At 70.2% G+C, this 20221-nt stretch carries 20 protein-coding genes; 11 read left to right on the forward strand and 9 right to left on the reverse strand.

The genetic code is table 11. From position 1 onward, the window contains the following. Positions 1 to 20: 20 nt before the first annotated feature. From ACIQM0_RS06570 to ACIQM0_RS06585, 4 genes are all read right to left on the reverse strand, one after another. Entirely contained in the window at positions 21 to 491 is a 471-nt protein-coding gene (locus ACIQM0_RS06570) for a MarR family transcriptional regulator (protein ID WP_363026944.1), read from the reverse strand. A 113-nt stretch (positions 492 to 604) separates the two neighbouring features. Next, the gene (locus ACIQM0_RS06575; RefSeq protein ID WP_363026943.1) at positions 605 to 1369 is read right to left on the reverse strand and encodes an AIM24 family protein; all 765 of its coding nucleotides are present in this window, start codon (positions 1367 to 1369) and stop codon (positions 605 to 607) included. Further along, on the reverse strand, positions 1366 to 2016 hold the full coding sequence (locus ACIQM0_RS06580; RefSeq protein ID WP_363026942.1) for an AIM24 family protein: 651 nt from the start codon (positions 2014 to 2016) through the stop codon (positions 1366 to 1368). Before ACIQM0_RS06580 ends, ACIQM0_RS06575 begins: the two co-directional genes overlap by 4 nt. Next, positions 2016 to 2648: an AIM24 family protein gene (locus ACIQM0_RS06585; protein WP_363026987.1), complete on the reverse strand. Its 633-nt coding sequence runs from the start codon at positions 2646 to 2648 to the stop codon at positions 2016 to 2018. Before ACIQM0_RS06585 ends, ACIQM0_RS06580 begins: the two co-directional genes overlap by 1 nt. Before the next feature lie 178 nt (positions 2649 to 2826). On the opposite strand from ACIQM0_RS06585, the gene ACIQM0_RS06590 reads away from it, so the two are divergent. Further along, positions 2827 to 3177 carry a DUF3817 domain-containing protein gene (locus ACIQM0_RS06590; RefSeq protein ID WP_363026941.1) on the forward strand — a complete coding sequence of 117 codons (351 nt, stop codon included), beginning with the start codon at positions 2827 to 2829 and terminating at the stop codon, positions 3175 to 3177. Then, entirely contained in the window at positions 3174 to 3467 is a 294-nt protein-coding gene (locus ACIQM0_RS06595) for an MTH1187 family thiamine-binding protein (RefSeq protein WP_385039701.1), read from the forward strand. Before ACIQM0_RS06590 ends, ACIQM0_RS06595 begins: the two co-directional genes overlap by 4 nt. An 87-nt stretch (positions 3468 to 3554) precedes the next feature. Here ACIQM0_RS06595 and ACIQM0_RS06600 read toward each other — a convergent pair whose 3' ends face one another. Then, positions 3555 to 4553, reverse strand: a complete 999-nt coding sequence (locus tag ACIQM0_RS06600) for a DUF5937 family protein (RefSeq protein WP_401284043.1) — start codon at positions 4551 to 4553, stop codon at positions 3555 to 3557. 73 nt (positions 4554 to 4626) lie between these two features. Between ACIQM0_RS06600 and ACIQM0_RS06605 the strand changes: the two genes are divergently transcribed. From ACIQM0_RS06605 to ACIQM0_RS06625, 5 genes are all read left to right on the forward strand, one after another. Beyond that, positions 4627 to 6123 carry an MFS transporter gene (locus ACIQM0_RS06605; RefSeq protein WP_401284045.1) on the forward strand — a complete coding sequence of 499 codons (1497 nt, stop codon included), beginning with the start codon at positions 4627 to 4629 and terminating at the stop codon, positions 6121 to 6123. Positions 6124 to 6133: 10 nt separating this feature from the next. After that, positions 6134 to 6643 (forward strand): MarR family winged helix-turn-helix transcriptional regulator, encoded by a 510-nt coding sequence (locus tag ACIQM0_RS06610; RefSeq protein WP_401284046.1) that lies wholly within the window; start codon positions 6134 to 6136, stop codon positions 6641 to 6643. A 65-nt stretch (positions 6644 to 6708) separates the two neighbouring features. Next, positions 6709 to 7041, forward strand: coding sequence for a DUF3817 domain-containing protein (locus ACIQM0_RS06615; protein WP_363067410.1), 333 nt, complete (start codon positions 6709 to 6711; stop codon positions 7039 to 7041). A gap of 86 nt (positions 7042 to 7127) precedes the next feature. Beyond that, a complete protein-coding gene (locus tag ACIQM0_RS06620) occupies positions 7128 to 8828 on the forward strand; it encodes a methylmalonyl-CoA mutase (RefSeq protein ID WP_401284048.1) in 1701 nt (566 codons plus the stop codon). 102 nt (positions 8829 to 8930) lie between these two features. Beyond that, a complete protein-coding gene (locus ACIQM0_RS06625; protein ID WP_363026920.1) occupies positions 8931 to 9989 on the forward strand; it encodes an alpha/beta hydrolase in 1059 nt (352 codons plus the stop codon). Positions 9990 to 9997: 8 nt separating this feature from the next. On the opposite strand, the gene ACIQM0_RS06630 is transcribed toward ACIQM0_RS06625, so the two are convergent. Further along, positions 9998 to 10627 (reverse strand): TetR/AcrR family transcriptional regulator, encoded by a 630-nt coding sequence (locus ACIQM0_RS06630; RefSeq protein WP_401284050.1) that lies wholly within the window; start codon positions 10625 to 10627, stop codon positions 9998 to 10000. A 316-nt stretch (positions 10628 to 10943) separates the two neighbouring features. Between ACIQM0_RS06630 and ACIQM0_RS06635 the strand changes: the two genes are divergently transcribed. The 4 genes from ACIQM0_RS06635 (at position 10944) to ACIQM0_RS06650 (ending at position 15170) form a co-directional block, all read left to right on the forward strand. After that, positions 10944 to 11924: a tetratricopeptide repeat protein gene (locus ACIQM0_RS06635; protein WP_401284052.1), complete on the forward strand. Its 981-nt coding sequence runs from the start codon at positions 10944 to 10946 to the stop codon at positions 11922 to 11924. A gap of 600 nt (positions 11925 to 12524) precedes the next feature. Next, complete coding sequence (locus tag ACIQM0_RS06640) at positions 12525 to 13184, forward strand: DUF6230 family protein (protein WP_306086939.1); 660 nt, start codon at positions 12525 to 12527, stop codon at positions 13182 to 13184. Positions 13185 to 13276: 92 nt separating this feature from the next. Continuing rightward, positions 13277 to 13864: a DUF6114 domain-containing protein gene (locus tag ACIQM0_RS06645; protein ID WP_401284054.1), complete on the forward strand. Its 588-nt coding sequence runs from the start codon at positions 13277 to 13279 to the stop codon at positions 13862 to 13864. Next, positions 13854 to 15170: a hypothetical protein gene (locus tag ACIQM0_RS06650; protein ID WP_401284056.1), complete on the forward strand. Its 1317-nt coding sequence runs from the start codon at positions 13854 to 13856 to the stop codon at positions 15168 to 15170. The genes ACIQM0_RS06645 and ACIQM0_RS06650 overlap by 11 nt, the downstream gene beginning before the upstream one ends. A gap of 86 nt (positions 15171 to 15256) precedes the next feature. Here ACIQM0_RS06650 and pyk read toward each other — a convergent pair whose 3' ends face one another. The 3 genes from pyk to pta form a co-directional block, all read right to left on the reverse strand. After that, positions 15257 to 16687 (reverse strand): pyruvate kinase, encoded by a 1431-nt coding sequence (pyk, locus tag ACIQM0_RS06655; protein ID WP_401284058.1) that lies wholly within the window; start codon positions 16685 to 16687, stop codon positions 15257 to 15259. 74 nt (positions 16688 to 16761) lie between these two features. Continuing rightward, positions 16762 to 18003 carry an acetate kinase gene (locus ACIQM0_RS06660; RefSeq protein ID WP_401284060.1) on the reverse strand — a complete coding sequence of 414 codons (1242 nt, stop codon included), beginning with the start codon at positions 18001 to 18003 and terminating at the stop codon, positions 16762 to 16764. Beyond that, positions 18000 to 20081, reverse strand: a complete 2082-nt coding sequence (gene pta, locus ACIQM0_RS06665; protein ID WP_401284062.1) for a phosphate acetyltransferase — start codon at positions 20079 to 20081, stop codon at positions 18000 to 18002. Before pta ends, ACIQM0_RS06660 begins: the two co-directional genes overlap by 4 nt. Between the last annotated feature and the right edge of the window lie 140 nt (positions 20082 to 20221).

Genomic DNA, 20221 nt, shown 5'->3' on the forward strand with positions numbered 1-20221 from the left:
CCCGGTGTTCCGGATCTCGGTCAGACGCGGCGTGCGCGCAGATGGTCGGCGACCGGGGCGAGGGCCGCGTGCAGTTGCTCCAGCGCCTCCGGGGTCAACAGGTCCATGAAGTGCTTGCGCACCGATGCCACATGGTGCGGTGCCACCTTCCGCATCGTCTCCGCGCCTGCCTCGGTGAGGACCGCGTACAGTCCGCGCCGGTCGGACTCGCAGTTCTCCCGGCGGACCAGGCCCGCGCTCTCCATGCGGGTGATCTGGTGCGAGAGCCTGCTCTTGGACTGCAGAGTGGCGGTGGCGAGGTCACTCATCCGCAGGCGCTGGTCCTCGGACTCCGAGAGGTTGACGAGAATCTCGTAGTCGTTGTTGGTCAGGCCGAACGGCTGGAGATCCTTCTCCAGCTGGTGCATCAGCAGCCTGCTGACATCCAGATGGGTGCGCCAGGCGCACTGCTCCGCATTGCTCAGCCAGCGAGTGGCCGTCTCGGTCTCCATATATGGATTCTACCTAAGAAGTTGAAATCCGGACGAAGTCAGTTGATGTGACGCCCGGCACGCGCTCACGAGCCGGGTGCTGACGGTCGGCGTCACACTGCGCAGAGTACCGTTCACAACCCGAAGCGCCGCTGGAGGTCCCCAGGTCGACCGGGGGTGCGGGGGGTGGACCCAGGTTGACCACCGCCGCCCGGAACCCCCGCCTGCTGCGGTGTCGCCCCCGTCGGCTGCTCGGCCATCAGCACCTCGGTGGACTGGAGCAGCACCGTACCCGCGCCCACGAACTCGAACTGGTGCTCCTCTCCCGAGGCGCCCCCGATCCCGGTGAACGCGCGCAGTCCGCCCAGTACGCCCGCCATGTACCCGTGGTCGTAGTGGTGGCACGGCGAGGGGCAGTCCGCCCAGCCCACCAGCGCCTGCGGGTCGACCCGCAGCGGCGGCTCCATGAAGACCACCGGGCCGTTGGACGCCGCGACGAACTTCCCGGTGCCGATCAGTGTCAGGAACCCCGGCACGATGGACTGCTTCAGCGCCAGTGTCGGCTGGTAGGCCAGCAGATTGCCGGAGCGGATCGTCAGGTTCCCGTCCTCCAGGTCGTACGAGTTCACGTCGAAGGCCCGGTCCGCGAGCAGCATCTTCCCGCTGCCCTCGGCCACCACCCAGTCGCTCGCGTGGAGCGGCGAGTGGAAGCTCGTGCGCACCAGCCGCTCGAAGCGGCCGTGCCCGATGCCGTTGAACTCGATCCGCCCGTAGTAGGCGATCATCTTGCCCTTCTGCAGGAACCACTGGCTCCCCTTGAGCTCCACACAGAAGGTGTACGAGTTGACGTTGTCGTCCGACGGCAGCGTCATCGGATCGAAGACCACGGGCGCGCTCACAGCTTCTCCTCCGACGCCTGGACGTACACCGCACCACTGCCGCTGAGCTCCAGCTGGAACCCCTCGCCGGAGCCGCGTCCCACCATCTCGCGCCAGCCGAGCGCGGTGGAGAGCTTGTTGCGCACGTCGCCGTGGTGGGCGACGTAGGCCTGCGGGTCCACATGCACCTCGCGGCCCGGGGTGATCGGCAGCTCGATCACCCCGCCGTGCGCCATCACCGCCACCGCGCCGTGTCCCTTGAGCGTCGTGGTGAACAGGCCCTGTCCGCTGACCTGGCCGCGCACCATGCCCATCACCCCGCCCTGCGAGCCCATGAACATCGTGCCCTGCTGGAGTGAGCCGTCGAAGGCGAGCAGCCGGTCGGCCTCCACATAGAGGGTGTCCCCGGCGAGGTTGATCACCTGGATGTGGTGGCCGCCGTGACCGAACATCACGGTGCCGCTCCCCTCGACCGTCATCAGCGGCGTCGCCTCGTTCGCCATCCGGCGGCCGATCATCGACATCACCCCGCCCTGGCCGCCCTGGATGTTCGGGGTGAACGACACCTCGCCGCGGTAGGCCAGCATCGCGCCGCGCTGGCTGAACATCTTCTGGCCGGGGAGCACTGTCGCCTCGACCATCTTCGAGTTGATCTCGCGGAACGGCATCAGACATCGCCCCCGATCGTGTTCCGCTCGCTGGGCTGGACGTAGACGAGTCCCTCGCCCTCGAAGCGGATCTGGAAGGACTCGCCCGATCCCTCGCCCATCAGCGTCCGGAAGTTCACCCCGGACTGGAAGTGCTGCTGGAGGTTGCCCTGGTGGGCGATGTAGGCGCCCGGGTCGACGAAGAGCGGGTACTGGGCGGAGACCCGCAGGACCACCGCCGAGCCGTCCGACATGATCGCCGCCTGGCCGGTGCCCTCGACGGTGGTGGTGAACAGGCCGTTGCCCGTCGCGCCGCCGCGCAGCCCGGTGAAGGTCGTGCCGGTGCGCAGCCCGGCGTCGGTGCAGAGCAGATTGCTCGCCTCGACGTACAGCTTCTCGCCGCGCAGCGAGACGAGGCTGATCTCGCTCGCGCGGTCGGCGAAGAAGCAGGTGCCCTCCCCCTTCACCTCCATCACGGCCATCTGCTCGCCGGTCAGCCGGCGGGTCACCATGCCGCGCAGCCCCTCGCCGCCGCCGGTCATCTTCTTGAACGCCATCCGGCCGTCGTACGCGACCATCGAACCGTTCTTCGCCTTGACGGCGTCGCCGGTCAGGTCGACGGCGAGCGTCTTGCTGCCTTGGAGTCGGAACATTGCCACGGTGTGACGGTAGCCGCCGGAAAACGACGCCGTCCGGTGATTGGAGGACAAGAAGTGCCGGAAAGGCGCGAAACGGCCCCCGCCACGCTGCCGGGCGGCTGCCGGTGCCACAATGGTGGCGCTTGTGCCTGCGTTCACAAGCTGTCACCGTCCTCCCACCGAAGGTGCCCCCGTGGACATCAAGACCGCTACCGCCCTGCACCGGCTGCGCCTCATCTCGATTCCCGAGGCGCTCTCGTTCCCGGCGCTGATCCTCTTCGGCTCCGTCCTGAGCCGGGTCTCGGACATCGACTTCCTGATGATGCCGCTCGGCATGCTGCACGGCGTGCTCTTCGTGATCTACGTCGTGCTGCTGCTGGACGTCTGGTCCAAGACCAAGTGGCCGTTCAAGCGCGTCGCGTTCTTCTTCCTGCTCTGCGTCCTGCCGTTCGGCGGGCTGTACGGCGACAAGGTGCTGAAGCGCTACGAGGCCGACGGTGTCATCGCCGCCCGCGCCCGCCGGGAAGGTACGGTCAGCGCATGATCGTCGCCTTCTCCGTCAGTCCGCTGGGTGTCGGCGAGGACGTCGGTGAGTACGTCGCCGACGCCGTACGCGTCGTCCGCGAGTCCGGACTGCCCAACCGCACGGACGCCATGTTCACCTCCATCGAGGGGGAGTGGGACGAGGTCATGGACGTCGTCAAGCGCGCCGTCGAGGCCGTCGAGGCGCGGGCCGGGCGGGTCTCCCTCGTCCTGAAGGCCGACATCCGCCCCGGGGTGACCGACGGTCTCACCTCCAAGGTCGAGACGGTCGAGCGCCACCTGGCCGGCTGACGCCGGGCACTTCTGGGCGAGCGGCAGGTTGGGTAACCTGCCGCCGCTCCGGGCCCGGTCCCGTGACCCCTGGCCGCTCGGCTCCCGTCATCGGGCCGGCTGGTCCTGGGGCACCGCCAGGGCGATCCCGAGGGGCGTCCGCTCGTACAGCACCTGGTGGCCGTACCTGCGCGACGTCAGCAGCCCCGCGGCCCGCAGCACCGACAGATGCTCCGACACGGAGGAAGGAGCGAGGCCGAGCCGGTGGGCGAGCACGCCGGTGCCCGCCGGCTCGTCCAGCGCGCACAGGACGTCGGCGCGGGCCCGGCCGAGCAGCCGCGCGAGCACCTCCGGCGTGCTGTCGGCCGGCTCCGTCCAGAGCCCGCCGATGCCGCGCGCCGGATAGATGACCGCGGGCAGCCAGGGCGGCTCGAACCCGCCGACCACGTTCGGCCAGGCGAAGACGCTGGGCATCAGCACGAGGCCCTGCCCGCCGAGCACCCGGGAGTGCCGGCCGGACGTGCGCGAGATGGTGAGCGTCGACTCCGACCAGCTCAGCTGCGGGCTCAGCTCACCCAGCAGCCGCTCGAAGCCGACCGCGGCGAGCCGCCGCGAGTGGTACGCCACGTCCGCCTCCAGCAGGGCCCGCAGCCGCGGCCAGTGCGGCTCGATCAGCATCCGCCAGACCTGCTCCAGCAGATCGGCCAGCTCCCGCACGGCCCGCGCGGGATCGGTCAGCAGCGCCTGTCCGGCGGGGGAGTCCAGCGCTCCGGGCCGGTCGGACAGCGCCCAGGCCATGTCCTCCCGGGCCAGCTGGGGATCGACCGCCCGCACCCCCGCGATCTCCTCCTCGAACGAGGCGAGGGGCCCCAGTGGCGGCGGGCAGAAGAAGTCCGGGCTGTGACCGCGCTCGTTCATCAGCAGCCACAGCGGCCCGAGGTCGAGCCCGGCGGCCTCGTGCCGGATCCGGCGCAGCCACGGCAGGTGGTAGCCCTGCCGCTCCGGCGCGGCCAGCACCCGCACGGCGGCCTGGGTCTCCCCGAGCGGGGAGAGCGCGAACCGGCAGCGGAGCAGATCGCTCTCGTCGAAATGCAGATGGAACGGCATACGCGGGCCTCGGAAGATTCGGTGTGGGCCGAAAGTCTACGGAGCGGGTGCCGTCCTCCCGCAGGCTGCGCCCATGCCGAGAGACAACGATCCCCTGGCGGGCGGACCCCGCGACGCGCCGGACACACCCCACGAACGGCCGCTCCCGCACCGGGCGCGGCCGCCCGTCCCGCGCCCCGCGAGCCCCACCCGCACCGGGGCGGCCCCTCTCCCGGCACCGCACCCGGAGCGCGTCGGTCCCCCCGACCCGAGCGGACCGCCCGCGCTCCGGGCCACCGCGGCACCCGCCGCGCCCCCTTCCGTACCCGCCGGGGAAGCGTCCCGCGGCTACCGCGCCGTCTTCGCCGTCCGCGAGTTCCGGGCCGTCTTCGCCGCGCATCTGCTCTCGCTGCTCGGTGTGGTGGTCAGCGAACTGGCGCTCACCGTCCTCGTGTACGACCTCACCGCCTCGCCGCTGCTCAGCGCCCTCACCTTCGCGCTCGGCATGTTGCCGTACCTCGTCGGCGGCACCCTCTTCAGCGGGATCGCCGACCGCTACCCCGCCCGCCGGGTCCTGGTCACCTGCGACCTGATCTGCGCGGGCTGCGTCGCCGTGATGGTGCTGCCGGGCACCCCCGTGGCGGGACTGCTCGTGCTGCGCTGTCTGGTGGCCGCGGTGTCGCCCGTCTTCACCGGCACGAGGATGGCCGCGCTCGCCGACATCCTCGGCGAGGACGACCTGTACGTGCTGGGCCGTTCGCTCCTGCGGATCGTCTCCCAGAGCGCGCTGCTCGCGGGCTTCGGCGTGGGCGGGCTGCTGCTGGCGGTGGTCTCGCCGCGCGGCGCGATCACGGTCACCGTCGTCACCTTCCTCTGCTCCGCGGCCCTCCTGCGCCTGGGCACCCGGGACCGCCCCGCCCGGACCGGCGGCGGTCAGGGCGGCACCCTGCTCAGGGAGTCGCTCTCCGGGGCCCGCCTCGTCCTCGGCAACCGCCGGATCCGCGCGCTGCTGCTGCTGTTCTGGCTGCCCCCGGTGTTCGTCGTCGCCCCGGAGGCGCTGGCCGCCCCGTACGCAGAGGAGATCGGCGCGGGCACCGTCGCGCTCGGGCTGCTGATGTGCGCGATGCCGGTCGGCCAGATCGCCGCCGAGCTGTACGTGGGCGCGGTGCTGAGCCCGCGCACCCGCTCCCGGCTCGTGCTGCCGGTCGCGGCGGTGGGGCTGCTGCCCTTCCTGCTGTACGGGTTCAGCCCCGGCATCGTGCCGATCGCGGCCGCGCTGGTGCTGGCCGGCGCGGGTTCGGCGTACATCATCGGGCTCGACCAGTGGTTCGTCGAAGCCGTCCCGGACGAGCTGCGCGGCCGGGCCATGACCCTGCTCACCGCCGGACTGATGACGCTCCAGGGCGTGGGCATGGCCCTGGCGGGCCTGGCCGCGGAGTTCTTCCCGGTGCACCGGGTGGTCGCCGGGGCCGGTGTCCTGGGCACTCTGTGCCTGCTGCTGCTCGTGGCGGAGGTCCGCGGAACCGCACCCGCTCACCGTATTCGGACCGAAGTTCGAGACGGGGCGGACCAGCATATGACCAGTGGGTAAGGTCGATGCCGTGCCCAAGCCGCTCAGTCTCCCCTTCGATCCCATCGCCCGCGCCGACGAACTCTGGCAGCAGCGCTGGGGTCCGGTGCCCTCCATGGGCGCCATCACCTCGATCATGCGTGCGCAACAGATCCTGCTCGCCGAGGTCGACGCGGTGGTCAAACCGTACGGGCTGACCTTCGCCCGGTACGAGGCGCTGGTCCTGCTCACCTTCTCCAAGGCCGGCGAGCTGCCGATGTCCAAGATCGGCGAGCGGCTGATGGTCCACCCCACCTCCGTCACGAACACCGTGGACCGGCTGGTGCGCTCCGGCCTGGTCGACAAGCGCCCCAACCCGAACGACGGCCGCGGCACGCTCGCCTCCATCACGGACAAGGGCCGCGAGGTCGTCGAGGCGGCCACCGAGGACCTGGTCGCGATGGAGTTCGGGCTCGGGACGTACGACGCCGAGGAGTGCGGCGAGATCTTCGCGCTGCTGCGGCCGCTGCGCATCGCGGCCCAGGACTTCGAGGAGAACTGAGAGACCGGGTTCCGGGCCCCGGCCCGCTGCAAGATCGCCCCGGGTGTCCGGTTAGGCTCGATGGCATGAAACGCAGCGTGCTGACCCGGTACCGGGTGATGGCTTACGTCACCGCCGTCATGTTGCTGGTGCTCTGCACCTGCATGATCTTCAAGTACGGCTTCGACACCGGCGAGGGCCTGACGCTCGTCGTCTCGCAGGTCCACGGCGTGCTCTACATCATCTACCTGATCTTCGCCTTCGACCTCGGCTCCAAGGCGAAGTGGCCGATGGGCAAGCTGCTCTGGGTGCTGATCGCCGGCACGATCCCGACGGCCGCGTTCTTCGTCGAGCGCAAGGTCGTCCGCGAGGTCGAGCCGCTGCTCACGGACGCCGTCCCGGTCCCCGCGAAGGCCTGACCGAAGCCCGGTCCCCACCGCCCCGTGCAAAGCACCGGGCGGTTTGCCATCGACATTTACTAGGACGTCCTAGTAAATTCGTCACCATGGACGCTGACGCGATCGAGGAAGGCCGCCAACGCTGGCAGGCTCGTTACGACAAGGCCCGCAAGCGTGACGCGGACTTCACCACGCTCTCCGGGGACCAGGTCGAGCCCGCGTACGGCCCCCGTCCCGGGGACGCGTACGAGGGCTTCGAGCGGATCGGCTGGCCCGGCGAGTACCCCTTCACGCGCGGGCTCCACCCGACCGGCTACCGCGGCCGCACCTGGACGATCCGCCAGTTCGCCGGCTTCGGCAACGCCGAGCAGACCAACGAGCGCTACAAGATGATCCTGGCCGCGGGCGGCGGCGGACTGAGCGTCGCCTTCGACATGCCGACCCTGATGGGGCGCGACTCGGACGACCCCCGCGCGCTCGGCGAGGTCGGCCACTGCGGCGTGGCCATCGACTCCGCCGCCGACATGGAGGTCCTCTTCAGGGACATCCCGCTCGGTGACGTCACGACGTCGATGACGATCAGCGGCCCCGCCGTGCCCGTCTTCTGCATGTACCTGGTCGCCGCCGAGCGCCAGGGCATCGACCCCGCCGTGCTCAACGGCACGCTCCAGACCGACATCTTCAAGGAGTACATCGCGCAGAAGGAGTGGCTCTTCCAGCCCGAGCCCCATCTGCGTCTCATCGGCGACCTGATGGAGCACTGCGCCCGCGACATCCCCGCCTACAAGCCGCTCTCCGTCTCCGGTTACCACATCCGCGAGGCCGGAGCGACGGCCGCGCAGGAGCTGGCGTACACCCTCGCCGACGGCTTCGGCTACGTGGAGCTCGGCCTCTCCCGTGGGATGGACGTCGACACCTTCGCGCCCGGCCTCTCGTTCTTCTTCGACGCGCACCTCGACTTCTTCGAGGAGATCGCCAAGTTCCGCGCGGCCCGGCGGATCTGGGCCCGCTGGATGAAGGAGACGTACGGCGCGAAGACCGACAAGGCGCAGTGGCTCCGCTTCCACACGCAGACCGCCGGTGTCTCCCTCACCGCCCAGCAGCCGTACAACAACGTCGTACGGACCGCGGTCGAGGCCCTGTCCGCAGTCCTCGGCGGCACCAACTCCCTGCACACCAACGCCCTCGACGAGACCCTCGCCCTCCCCTCCGAGCAGGCCGCGGAGATCGCCCTGCGCACCCAGCAGGTGCTGATGGAGGAGACCGGCGTCGCCAATGTGGCCGACCCGCTGGGCGGTTCCTGGTACGTGGAGCAGCTCACCGACCGGATCGAGGCGGACGCCGAGAAGATCTTCGAGCAGATCAGGGAGCGCGGCACCCGGGCCCACCCGGACGGGCAGCACCCGATCGGCCCGATGACCTCCGGCATCCTGCGCGGCATCGAGGACGGCTGGTTCACCGGCGAGATCGCCGAGTCCGCCTTCCGCTACCAGCAGTCGCTGGAGAAGGGCGACAAGCGGGTCGTCGGCGTCAACGTCCACCACGGCTCGGTGACCGGGGACCTGGAGATCCTGCGGGTCAGCCACGAGGTCGAGCGCGACCAGGTCAGCGAGCTGGCCGGCCGCAAGGCCGGCCGCGACGACGCCCGGGTGGGTGCCGCGCTGGACGCGATGCTGGCCGCCGCCCGCGACGGCTCCAACATGATCGCCCCGATGCTCGACGCCGTACGGGCGGAGGCGACCCTCGGTGAGATCTGCGGGGTGCTGCGCGAGGAGTGGGGCACCTACACGGAGCCGCCCGGCTTCTGACAGACAGTTGGCAGTTACAGGTGTCACCTCCAGGGGCTCGGGTAGGCGCAGCCGCGATACTCGTCACGCCTCTGGAGGAACACAGTGAGACTGTCCGGGAGAATGACAGCGGCCGCGGGCGCCGCACTCGCCGTACTCGGAACGCTGCTGGTCAGCGGTTCGACGGCGGTCAGCGCCGCACCGGCGGCGAAGCCGAGGGTGCAGGACACCTTCGACTCGCTCGGCCCGGACGTGAAGGCGGCGAAGCTGTCCGACGGCCGGACCGCGCACTACATCGACGAGGGGCGCCGGGGCGGTACCCCGGTCCTCTACATCGGCGGCACGGGAACGAGCGCGCGCGCCGCGCACATGACGGACTTCTTCCGCTCCACCCGGGAGTCGTTCGGCCTCCGGCTGATCTCCGTGGAGCGCAACGGCTTCGGCGACACGGAGTACGACCCCTCCCTCGGCAAGGCCGACTTCGCCAAGGACGCCCTGGAGGTCCTGGACCGGCTCGGCGTCAAGAAGGTCTCGGTGATCGCGATCTCCGGCGGCGGACCGTACGCCGCCGAGCTCGCCGCCCGCGCCCCCGGCCGCGTCAAGGCCCTCCACCTGGCCGCCGCGCTCCCGCCGTACGGTGAGAAGGCCGCGTACTGCGGTCTGAGCGACGACGCGCTCGCCGACGCGGTCAAGGACTCGATCGCCGACCCGCGCTCCTGGTGGGCGTTCCCCGACGACAGTGCCGTCAAGTCCATCCCGGGCTTCGCCGACACCGCGTACGAGGAGGGTGCCCGCACGTACAACCAGCGCGGCCAGAAGTCCGATCCGGCCCCGCAGGTGCACGAGCAGAAGCTCTACTGCGAGCGCCCCGGCCCCGACCTGTCGAAGCTGAAGGCGCCCGTCTACCTGTACGGCGGCGACAAGGACACCACCGTCCCGCCGGCCAGCCTCGCCACCTGGCGCAAGGCGCTGCCGGTCACCCCGGTGGTCCGTACATACGCCGACTCCGGCCATGACGTCCAGTACCGCCACTGGGACCAGATCCTGGTGGACCTGGCCGGACAGGGTGACCGCACCGTCGTCTGCCACAACGACCGCACCAAGCTGATGACGCCGAAGCGGGCGGACCGTCTGGTCTCCGCGGACAAGGCCACGCTGGGCAGTTGCGCCTGGCAGAAGTAGCCCGCGGGCTACTGTCCGGCGGCCGCGCCCAGCCCCGCCAGGAGTAGCAGCGTGAAGCGCCGGGCCCAGTCGGCATCGACGGGCTCGGCGCTCACCAGCACCCGGTGCACCACCGCGCCGGCGATCACGTCGAAGACCAGGTCCGCCGTCAGGGCGGCCGTGACCTCGTCCTGCTCCACCGGCAACTCGCCCCGGTCCTGCGCCCGTTGGCGGCCACGGAGTACCAGCCGCTTCTGCCGGTCCACGATCGAGTCACGGATCCGGGTCCGCAGCGCCTCGTCCCGGGTCGACTCCGCGACCACCGCCATCAGCGCGGTCTGGGTCTCCGGCCGCTCCAGAAGCGCGGCGAACTGGAGTACCACCGCCTGCACATCGGCGAACAGGCTGCCCAGGTCCGGCAGCTCCAGTTCGTCGAAGAGAACCGCGACCGCGTCCACGACCAGTTCGTTCTTGCCCGCCCAGCGCCGGTACAGCGTCGTCTTGGCGACCCCGGCCCGCGTCGCCACGTCGCCCATCGTCAGCTTCGACCAGCCGAGATCGACCAGCGAGGCTCTGGTCGCCTCAAGGATCGCCTCATCGGCCGCGACACTGCGCGGACGTCCCGTTCGTAGGGGTTTGGGGTGGCTGCGGCTCAGCATGACGCGACCATACCCGTCAGTAGCTAGCGCCGACCTGCCCCGTTCACCGTGAGACAGATCACCGGGTACTCCTGTGCAGCAGGGGTGGTGGCCAGTTACGCTACGGGTCGTAGCGTAAGAACAACGGTCCGCCGTTGTGGCGCCACGGGCGAACGACAGCCACAGGCACCGGGTGGGGACCGGGTGCCGAACCGGGTCTTTCAGGGGCCCTCGGACCGTGTCAGTCCGTACACCTCGCACACCGGCGGGGGACTCGGACGGGCGCGGTTCACGTATCGCTTTCCGGATCGGTGTGCCAAGGGGGGAGGATGTACGTATGCAGCCTAGGAACATGTCCATGAGCGGCGTCGTCGACCTCGCCGCGGTGAAGGCGGCCGGTGAGGCCAAGGTGAAGGCGGAGCAGGCCCGCGCCGAGTCCGCCCGGCAGGGTGGCCCCGCCGCCGCACCCGCTTCCTCCCTCGTGTTCGACGTCGATGAGGCGGGCTTCGAGAGCGACGTCCTGCAGCGCTCGGCCGAAGTCCCCGTCGTCATCGACTTCTGGGCCGAGTGGTGTGAGCCGTGCAAGCAGTTGGGGCCGCTCCTGGAGCGGCTGGCCCATGAGTACAGCGGCCGCTTCGTGCTGGCCAAGGTCGATGTCGACGCCAACCAGATGCTGATGCAGCAGTTCGGGATCCAGGGCATCCCGGCGGTCTTCGCGGTCGTCGCCGGCCAGGCGCTCCCGCTCTTCCAGGGTGCGGCCCCCGAATCCCAGATCCGGCAGACCCTGGATCAGCTGATCCAGGTCGGCGAGGAGCGGTTCGGACTCACCGGCATCGTCGTCGACCAGGACGCGGCGGCTCCCGACGCGGCCGCGCAGGAGCCCGCCCCGGTGCCTGTCGGCCCGTACGACGCCCTGCTGGAGGCGGCCGCGCAGGCGCTGGACGCCAATGACTTCGCGGGCGCCGTCCAGGCGTACAAGAACGTCCTCTCCGACGAGCCTGCCAACAGCGAGGCCAAGCTCGGCCTCGCCCAGGCGGAGCTCCTGGCCCGGGTCCAGAAGACGGACCCGCAGCAGGTCCGCAAGGACGCCGCCGAGAACCCGGCCGATGTGCCGGCCCAGCTCGCCGCGGCCGACCTGGATCTGGTGGGCGGTCATGTCGAGGACGCGTTCTGGCGTCTCGTCGAGACGGTCCGCCGGACTTTCGGTGACGACCGCGACCGGGTACGGGTGCGGCTGCTGGAGCTCTTCGAGGTGATCGGCCCCGATGATCCCCGGGTCGGCGCCGCACGCACCGCCCTCGCGCGCGTCTTGTTCTGATCTGACAACACGGCCGCGACTCCTCCCCGGAGTCGCGGCCTTTTTCGCGTCGGGGCGATAAGAGAGGCCCTCGCTTTACCAAATCTTGATAAAAGCACGGGCTGTTACTCCGAGTAAATCACTCACTGGGATCTGTCCGATTTCGCTCGTCAATGCCGTGATTCGTCTGCGGGTCCTGGGCAACCCTGTGTGGCCGCCCGGTACCGCCCGGTCGCGGGCGGGTTATCGCGCCGTTACCAGTGAGTAACGAACCCCCTTGTGTCACGGCCGCGAATGGACCACGATCGGCCACGCTCGGTCCAATACCGCCAGCCCGGCTGCCAGTCGGTGCCGGCGGCTCCATTGGGTCCCCACCGGGTGGGCCGGCGGCAGTGGTGCCGGCTCCGGACAGGGGGGTTCCTGCTGACTCGCAGGGCCTGTCCGAAGAGGTTGCGCGAAACGCGTGGCCAGTGGTTGTCGCTCGGGGGTGATCGCCGGTGATTCGGGCGCGGTTCACGTCCCGTTCGCGGGCGCTCTCCTTTCCGAGGACGTAGCACTTCTCCCATCCCGGGTCGGGCAGGATGCCAGACCGGAGATGTACGTCCGAGAAGGAGGAAAAGTATGAGTTCCCAGGTTCGCGGTGGCACGAGATGGAAGCGTTTCGCTGTCGTCATGGTGCCGAGCGTCATAGCCACCGCCGCGGTGGGTGTGGGTCTGGCACAGGGCGCGCTCGCCGCGTCGTTCAGCGTGTCCGGGCAGGACTTCAAGGTCACGGCCGATGAGCTCCACGGCTACGACTTCGTGCAGTACGGCAACGTGGCCGCCGAACGCGGCTCCGACCCCAAGCTCCCGGGCGGGGGGCACGCCGTGGCGGTGTCGGGCTTCAGCAAGGCCACCATCACGAACATGTGCCAGTCGGTCGCCACACCCAACCTGCCGTTTGGCCTCGGCACCGTCACCATGAGGCTGGAGGCGGGTGGCAAGGGCCACGATCCTGTCTACGCCGAGGGCCTCTACCTCGATGTGTCGCAGCTCGACGCCGACGCCAAGTTCAAGAACATCGACATCGGTGTGGCCGCGGGTTCGCTGCCGCGCACGGACAAGGGCACGGGCATCCAGCCCGGCACCCAGGCCAACCCCAACGGGTTCTCCCAGCGCGCCGAGGAGGCCGTGCTGACCGGCGTCAAGCAGAAGGCGTGGGCCACGACGGCCGGCACCTTCAACCTCAGCGGTCTGAAGCTGCGCCTGAACAAGGGCACAGACACGGAGTGCTACCACTAGGCACCCGCCAGGGTGGCCGGGGGACGCATCGCCTTCCGGCCACCCACCCTTCTCTTTCTCACGGCAGTACTGGTTCCAGGGAGCTGTTTTCCATGAGCCCCGAATCCCAAGGGCAGAACGAGCACTACCTCAGCGTCTTCCGGCGGACGTTCCGCACCTGGCGGGGTAACCGGCCGTTCTGGGCGGGTCTGTTCACCATGCTGGGCGGAGTACCCATCGCGTACTTCCCGTACGCGAACATGCACCTCGGCAACGTGACGCTGGCCATGTCCACCACCGCGGGCGCCGGGTCGCTCATCATCGGAGTCCTGCTCATCACGCTGGGCCTGACGATGTGGTTCCACAGCATCGTCCGGGTGTTCGCGGGCGTCGCGGCGATCCTCCTCGCGCTGATCTCGATCCCCGTCGCCAACATCGGCGGCTTCCTGATCGGCTTCCTCTTCGCCCTGCTCGGCGGCGCGCTCTCCCTCTCCTGGGCTCCTGGTGAGCCGGTGGCCGAGGCGGCGCCCGAAGCGGGAGTTCCCGCCGAAACGGCGCCGGACGGCCTCTCGTTCACGAAGGACGAGCAGACCGCCGAACACTCCGGGGGCGAGCTCTACGGGAGCGCCGTTCCCCAGCAGGAGCAGGCGAAGTACGACACGACAGTCGAGGTCGACGGCGGGAGCCATCGTGCGGGGTGACGACAATCAGGCGGACACCGCGGGCGCGAGCGGGCTCCAGGAGCGAAGAGGGCCCCGCCACGCCGCCCCCAAGAGGTCACTGCTGACGAAGCTCCACATGCCCGCGGGCAGGAAGGCGTTCGCGCTCGCCGCGATGCCGACCGCGGTGTTCGTCGGCATGGGGCTCACTCCGAAGCTGGCGATGGCCGACGACAACACGGACATCCCCTTCGCGCCGGGCCCCTGTGTGACCCGCTCCGACGAGCCGAGCGAGTCGCCGTCGCCCTCCGCGTCCGCGACGAAGTCGCCCTCCCCGTCCCCGTCCGCCACCGCGAGCGACAAGGCCACGCCGGACAAGAGCGACGGGGCCACCCCGAAGCCCTCGTCCAGCCCGTCGGCGAGCACCTCGGGCGACAAGGGGACCGACAAGGCGACCGGTTCGGCGAAGAAGAGCACCGACGCCGAGGCCGCGAAGCCGAGCGCGACCCCTTCGCCCACCAAGTCGAAGAACCCGCTCGACCCGCTGGGGCTGGGCGACGCCCTCAAGGACCTCTTCGACGGACCGGACAAGGAGACGGCCAGTCCGTCCCCGAGCACCACCACCGCGTCCCCGAAGCCGTCCGCGAGCGCCACCGGCAAGGCGGAGACGGACAAGGCCGACAAGCCCGTCGAGAAGGCCACGGACGCCGCGAAGGACACGGTCGACAAGACCACCGACGCCATCCGCGAGGCGGCGGGCAAGGCCGGCAAGCCGGTCGAGGAGCTGGACAAGGACGTCAAGGGACTCGACCCCAAGAAGGACGAGGACATCCCGGACGGCGCCAAGCCCTCCTTCCCGTGCCCGACCGCCGACCCGGAGGCACTGGCCGCGGCCGATCTGGAGCAGGGCATCCCCCGGCTCCCGAACGACCCGTGGATCCTGGAGAGTTCGCTGCTCACCCTGAGCGGACTCGACTACAAGGGCATCGTGGAGGTGGAGAAGGGCGACGGCAGCACGAAGAAGGTGCTGAAGTTCACCGCCTCCTCGGTCGACATCAAGGACCTCCACCAGCTGACGGTCGGCCCGCAGTCGGGCGTCACCGGTCATGTGAAGGCGCGGAAGGGGTCCACCTCCACCATCCGCGACGGCACGGTGACGATGTACACGGAGGAGCTGAAGGGCAACCTCTTCGGCCTCATCCCGATCACGTTCAGCCCCGAGACCCCGCCCCCGCTGAACGTGCCGTTCGCCTTCTTCACCCACGTGAAGGTGACACAGGCCGGCCAGTTCGGCGGCACGCTGACGGTGCCGGGACTCCAGAACTACTTCACGGGCGGCAACGGCTAGTCCTGTGACGCACGACATGAGGGCGGTGCCCCGGTTCCCAGGAACCGGGGCACCGCCCTCATGCCGTGTACGGGACCGCTGTGCGGTCAGTCGCGGCCCTGGCCGCCCACGTGGTGCACGCGCACCATGTTGGTCGTGCCCGGGACGCCGGGAGGCGAGCCGGCCGTGATGACCATCGTGTCGCCGGCGTTGTAGCGGTCCAGCTTCAGCAGCTCCGCGTCCACCAGGTCGACCATCGCGTCCGTGGTGTCCACGTGCGGGACCACGTGGGCCTCGACGCCCCAGCTGAGGGCCAGCTGGTTGCGGGTGGCCTCGTCCGTGGTGAAGGCCAGGATCGGCTGGGCCGCGCGGTAGCGGGAGAGGCGGCGGGCGGTGTCGCCGGACTGGGTGAACGCGACCAGGGCCGCGCCGTCCAGGAAGTCCGCGATCTCGCAGGCCGCGCGGGCCACGGAGCCGCCCTGGGTGCGGGGCTTCTTGCCCGGCACCAGCGGCTGGAGGCCCTTGGAGAGCAGCTCCTCCTCGGCGGCGACGACGATCTTCGACATCGTCTTGACCGTCTCGATCGGGTACGCGCCCACGGAGGACTCCGCCGAGAGCATGACCGCGTCCGCGCCGTCCAGGATCGCGTTGGCGACGTCGGACGCCTCCGCGCGGGTCGGACGGGAGTTGGTGATCATCGACTCCATCATCTGGGTCGCCACGATCACCGGCTTGGCGTTCCGGCGGCAGAGCTCCACCAGGCGCTTCTGCACCATCGGGACCTTCTCCAGCGGGTACTCGACGGCGAGGTCGCCACGGGCGACCATCACACCGTCGAACGCCATGACGACGCCCTCCATGTTCTCGACGGCCTGCGGCTTCTCGACCTTGGCGATGACGGGGACCCGGCGGCCCTCCTCGTCCATGATCTTGTGGACGTCCTTGACGTCACCGGCGTCCCGGACGAAGGAGAGCGCGACCAGGTCGCAGCCCATCTTCAGGGCGAAGCGGAGGTCGTCGATGTCCTTCTCGGACAGGGCCGGGACGTTGACCGCGGCACCCGGGAGGTTGATCCCCTTGTGGTCGGAGATCACCCCGCCCTCGATGACGATGGTGTGGACCCGGGGGCCGTCCACGGAGACGACCTTCAGCTCGACGTTGCCGTCGTTGATCAGGATCGGGTCGCCCTTGGCGACGTCTCCGGGCAGGCCCTTGTAGGTGGTGCCGCAGATCGACTTGTCCCCGGGGACGTCCTCGGCGGTGATGACGAACTCGTCCCCGCGGACCAGTTCGACAGGGCCCTCGGCGAACTTCGCCAGGCGGATCTTCGGGCCCTGGAGGTCGGCGAGGACGCCGACCGCCCGGCCGGTCTCGGCGGCGGCCTTGCGGACCCGGTCGTAACGACCCTGGTGCTCCGCGTGGGAACCGTGACTGAAGTTGAATCGGGCCACGCTCATGCCGGCCTCGATCAGAGCGACGAGCTGCTCATGGGAGTCGACGGCGGGACCGAGGGTGCAGACGATTTTGGAACGGCGCATGAGGCGGATCCTATCGGTTTGTTTAGCTGCGGAATATTCCGGCTGGTGGAAGATACAAAGGGGCGCGGGGTCGCTCAGTTGTCGACCAGTGCGAAGGTCTGGCCGGCGATCTCCAGCTCCTCGTCCGTCGGCACCACGGCGACCGCGACCCGTGCGTAGTCCGGGGAGATCAGCCGCGGTGCGCCGGACCGTACGGCGTTGAGATCCGCGTCCACCACCAGGCCGAGCTCCTCCAGACCGGCGATCGCAGCCTCCCGTACCGGCGCCGAGTTCTCGCCGACCCCCGCCGTGAACACCACGGCGTCCACTCGCCCGAGGACCGCCGAATAGGCGCCGATGTACTTCTTCAGCCGGTGGACGTAGATGTCGAAGGCGAGCGCGGCACGTTCGTCGCCCTCGTCGATCCGGCGCCGGATCTCCCGCATGTCGTTGTCGCCGCAGAGGCCGACCAGACCGCTCTTCTTGTTGAGCAGTTCGTCGATCTCGTCCGCCGACATCCCCGCCACCCGCTTGAGGTGGAAGGTGACGGCCGGATCGATGTCTCCCGAGCGCGTACCCATGACCAGCCCCTCCAAGGGGGTCAGTCCCATCGACGTCTCCACGCACCGGCCGGCCGCCACCGCGGAGGCCGAGGCGCCGTTGCCCAGGTGGAGCACGATGACGTTGACGTCCTCCGGGGCATGGCCCAGCAGCTCGGCCGCCTTGCGCGAGACGTACGCGTGCGAGGTGCCGTGGAATCCGTAGCGCCTGATCCGGTGCGCGTCGGCGGTCTCCACGTCGATCGCGTACCGGGCCGCGTACTCCGGCATCGTCGTGTGGAACGCGGTGTCGAAGACCGCCACCTGCGGCAGGTCGGGGCGGAGCGCCTGGGCGGTGCGGATGCCGGTGATGTTCGCCGGGTTGTGCAGCGGCGCCACGGGGACCAGGCGCTCGATCTCCGTCAGCACCTCGTCGGTGATCACGGTCGGCGCGCTGAACCGCAGTCCGCCGTGCACCACCCGGTGGCCGATCGCCGCGAGTTCGGGGGAGTCCAGGCCGAGCCCGTCGGCGGCCAGCTCCTCCGCGGCCGCCCTGAGCGCCGCGTCGTGGTCGGCGATCCGGCCCTCGCGCTCACGGCTCTCGCCGGCGCCGCCGTTCAGCGGGGTGTGGACGAGCCGGGAGGTCTCCTCGCCGATCCGCTCGACCAGGCCGGACGCGAGCCGGGAGCGGTCGCGCATGTCCAGGAGCTGGTACTTCAGTGAGGAGGAGCCGGAGTTGAGGACGAGCACCCGGCTCGCCCCCTCGGCTGCCGCGGCACCTTCGGTCGGGTTGGTCATGCGGGTCGCTCCTCGCCCTGTGCCTGGATCGCCGTGATCGCCACGGTGTTGACGATGTCCTGCACCAGCGCGCCCCGGGACAGGTCGTTCACGGGCTTGCGCAGCCCCTGGAGGACCGGGCCGACGGCCACCGCTCCCGCCGAGCGCTGCACGGCCTTGTAGGTGTTGTTGCCGGTGTTCAGGTCCGGGAAGATCAGGACCGTCGCCTGGCCCGCCACCTCGGAACCGGGCAGCTTCGTCGCGGCGACGCTCGGCTCGACCGCGGCGTCGTACTGGATCGGGCCCTCGATCATCAGGTCCGGGTGGCTCGCGCGCACCCGGTCCGTCGCCTCGCGGACCTTGTCGACGTCCGCGCCCGTGCCCGAGGTCCCCGTCGAGTACGAGAGCATCGCGATCCGGGGCTCCACGCCGAAGCGGGCGGCCGTCACCGCGGACTGCACGGCGATGTCCGCGAGCTGCTCCGCGTCCGGGTCCGGGTTGACCGCGCAGTCGCCGTACACCAGGACCTTGTCGGCGAGGCACATGAAGAAGACCGAGGAGACGATCGAGGCGTCCGGCTTCGTCTTGATGATCTCGAAGGCGGGGCGGATCGTCGCCGCCGTGGAGTGCACGGCCCCGGAGACCATGCCGTCCGCGAACCCCTCCTGGACCATCAGGGTGCCGAAGTAGTTGACGTCCGAGACGACGTCGTACGCGAGCTCGACCGTCACCCCGCGGTGGGCGCGCAACTGCGCGTACCGCTCCGCGAAGGTCTGGCGCAGCTCGGAGGTCTGCGGGTCGATGAGCTGGGTGCCGGCCAGATCGATGCCGAGATCGGCGGCCTTCTTACGGATGATGCCGGGGTCGCCCAGGAGGGTGAGGTCGCAGACGGCGCGCCGCAGCAGCACGTCGGCCGCGCGCAGCACCCGTTCCTCCGTGCCCTCCGGCAGCACCACCCGGCGCCGGTCCGCGCGGGCCTGCTCCAGCAGTTCGTGCTCGAACATCATCGGAGTGACCCGGCCGCTGCGGGCGACCGAGATCCGGTCGAGGAGCGCGCCCGTGTCGACATGGCGCTCGAAGAGTCCCAGCGCCGTCTCCGCCTTGCGGGGCGTCGCCGCGTTCAGCTTGCCCTCCAGGGCGAAGAGCTTCTCGGCGGTGGGGAAGGAACCGTCGGCCACCGCGACGACCGGGGTACCCGGTGCGAGCCGTGCGGCCAGCTTGAGTATCTCCTCGCCGGGCCGCTCGTCCAGGGTCAGCAGCAGGCCCGCGATGGGCGGTGTCCCGGCGCTGTGCGCGGCGAGCGAGCCGACCACCAGATCGGCCCTGTCCCCGGGGGTCACCACCAGGCAGCCCGGTGTCAGCGCCTTCAGCAGGTTCGGCAGCATCGCGCCGCCGAACACGAAGGCCAGCACGTCCCTGGCCAGCCCCGCGTCGTCGCCGAGCAGCACCGTCCCGTCCAGCGCCGCGGTGATCTGGGCGACCGTCGGCGCCGAGAGGGCCGGATCGTCGGGCAGCACCGAGCAGGGGACGGGCAGTGTGGCCGAGAGCCGGTCCGCGATGGCCTCGCGGTCCGCGGAGGCCACCCGGTTCACCACCATCGCGACGACGTCGCAGCCCAGACCGGCGTACGCGCGGTAGGCGTTGCGCGTCTCGGCCCGCACGGACTCCGCGTTCTGGTCCTGGCCGCCGACCACCGCGATCACCGAGGCGCCGAACTCGTTGGCGAGGCGGGCGTTGAGGGCCAGCTCGTCGGGGAGCTGGGTGGCGGCGAAGTCGGTGCCGAGCACGAGGACCACCTCGTACTCCTGGGCCACCCGGTGGAAGCGGTCGACGAGCCGGGAGACCAGTTCGTCGGTACCCTGCTCCGCCTGGATCGCGGAGGCCTCGTGGTAGTCGAGACCGTAGACCGTCCCCGGGTCCTGGGAGAGCCGGTAGCGGGCCCGCAGCAGCTCGAACAGCCGGTCGGGGTCGTCGTGGACCAGCGGGCGGAACACCCCGACCCGGTCCACCTGACGCGTCAGGAGCTCCATGACTCCCAGATCGACGACCTGGCGGCCGTCTCCCCGGTCGATCCCGGTCACGTACACGCTGCGCGTCACGCGTGCTCTCCCGTCCTTGCCTGGCAGGTATGGGTGGTATCGCCTGTTTGACGATACCTGCGGGGGCCGAGGGGTCGCCCGCCGGGCGAAAGCCCCTCTCCGAGGCCGCCGGCGCCGCCGCCGCGAGCGGCCGGAGGCAC

It is taken from the genome of Streptomyces sp. NPDC091387, from assembly GCF_044756945.1.
GTDB lineage: Bacteria > Actinomycetota > Actinomycetes > Streptomycetales > Streptomycetaceae > Streptomyces.

Excerpts from the sequence above, each read along its gene's own strand:
- ACIQM0_RS06580 (WP_363026942.1), bottom strand. The coding sequence starts at position 2,016 with ATGCCGTTCCGCGAGATCAACTCGAAGATGGTCGAGGCGACAGTGCTC.
- ACIQM0_RS06570 (WP_363026944.1), bottom strand. The coding sequence starts at position 491 with ATGGAGACCGAGACGGCCACTCGCTGGCTGAGCAATGCGGAGCAGTGC.
- ACIQM0_RS06600 (WP_401284043.1), bottom strand. The coding sequence starts at position 4,553 with ATGCCGTTCCATCTGCATTTCGACGAGAGCGATCTGCTCCGCTGCCGG.
- ACIQM0_RS06640 (WP_306086939.1), top strand. The coding sequence starts at position 12,525 with ATGAGTTCCCAGGTTCGCGGTGGCACGAGATGGAAGCGTTTCGCTGTC.
- ACIQM0_RS06595 (WP_385039701.1), top strand. The coding sequence starts at position 3,174 with ATGATCGTCGCCTTCTCCGTCAGTCCGCTGGGTGTCGGCGAGGACGTC.
- ACIQM0_RS06620 (WP_401284048.1), top strand. The coding sequence starts at position 7,128 with ATGGACGCTGACGCGATCGAGGAAGGCCGCCAACGCTGGCAGGCTCGT.
- ACIQM0_RS06605 (WP_401284045.1), top strand. The coding sequence starts at position 4,627 with ATGCCGAGAGACAACGATCCCCTGGCGGGCGGACCCCGCGACGCGCCG.
- ACIQM0_RS06645 (WP_401284054.1), top strand. The coding sequence starts at position 13,277 with ATGAGCCCCGAATCCCAAGGGCAGAACGAGCACTACCTCAGCGTCTTC.
- ACIQM0_RS06585 (WP_363026987.1), bottom strand. The coding sequence starts at position 2,648 with ATGTTCCGACTCCAAGGCAGCAAGACGCTCGCCGTCGACCTGACCGGC.
- pyk (WP_401284058.1), bottom strand. The coding sequence starts at position 16,687 with ATGCGCCGTTCCAAAATCGTCTGCACCCTCGGTCCCGCCGTCGACTCC.
- ACIQM0_RS06630 (WP_401284050.1), bottom strand. The coding sequence starts at position 10,627 with ATGCTGAGCCGCAGCCACCCCAAACCCCTACGAACGGGACGTCCGCGC.
- ACIQM0_RS06615 (WP_363067410.1), top strand. The coding sequence starts at position 6,709 with ATGAAACGCAGCGTGCTGACCCGGTACCGGGTGATGGCTTACGTCACC.
- ACIQM0_RS06660 (WP_401284060.1), bottom strand. The coding sequence starts at position 18,003 with ATGACCAACCCGACCGAAGGTGCCGCGGCAGCCGAGGGGGCGAGCCGG.
- ACIQM0_RS06625 (WP_363026920.1), top strand. The coding sequence starts at position 8,931 with ATGACAGCGGCCGCGGGCGCCGCACTCGCCGTACTCGGAACGCTGCTG.
- ACIQM0_RS06635 (WP_401284052.1), top strand. The coding sequence starts at position 10,944 with ATGCAGCCTAGGAACATGTCCATGAGCGGCGTCGTCGACCTCGCCGCG.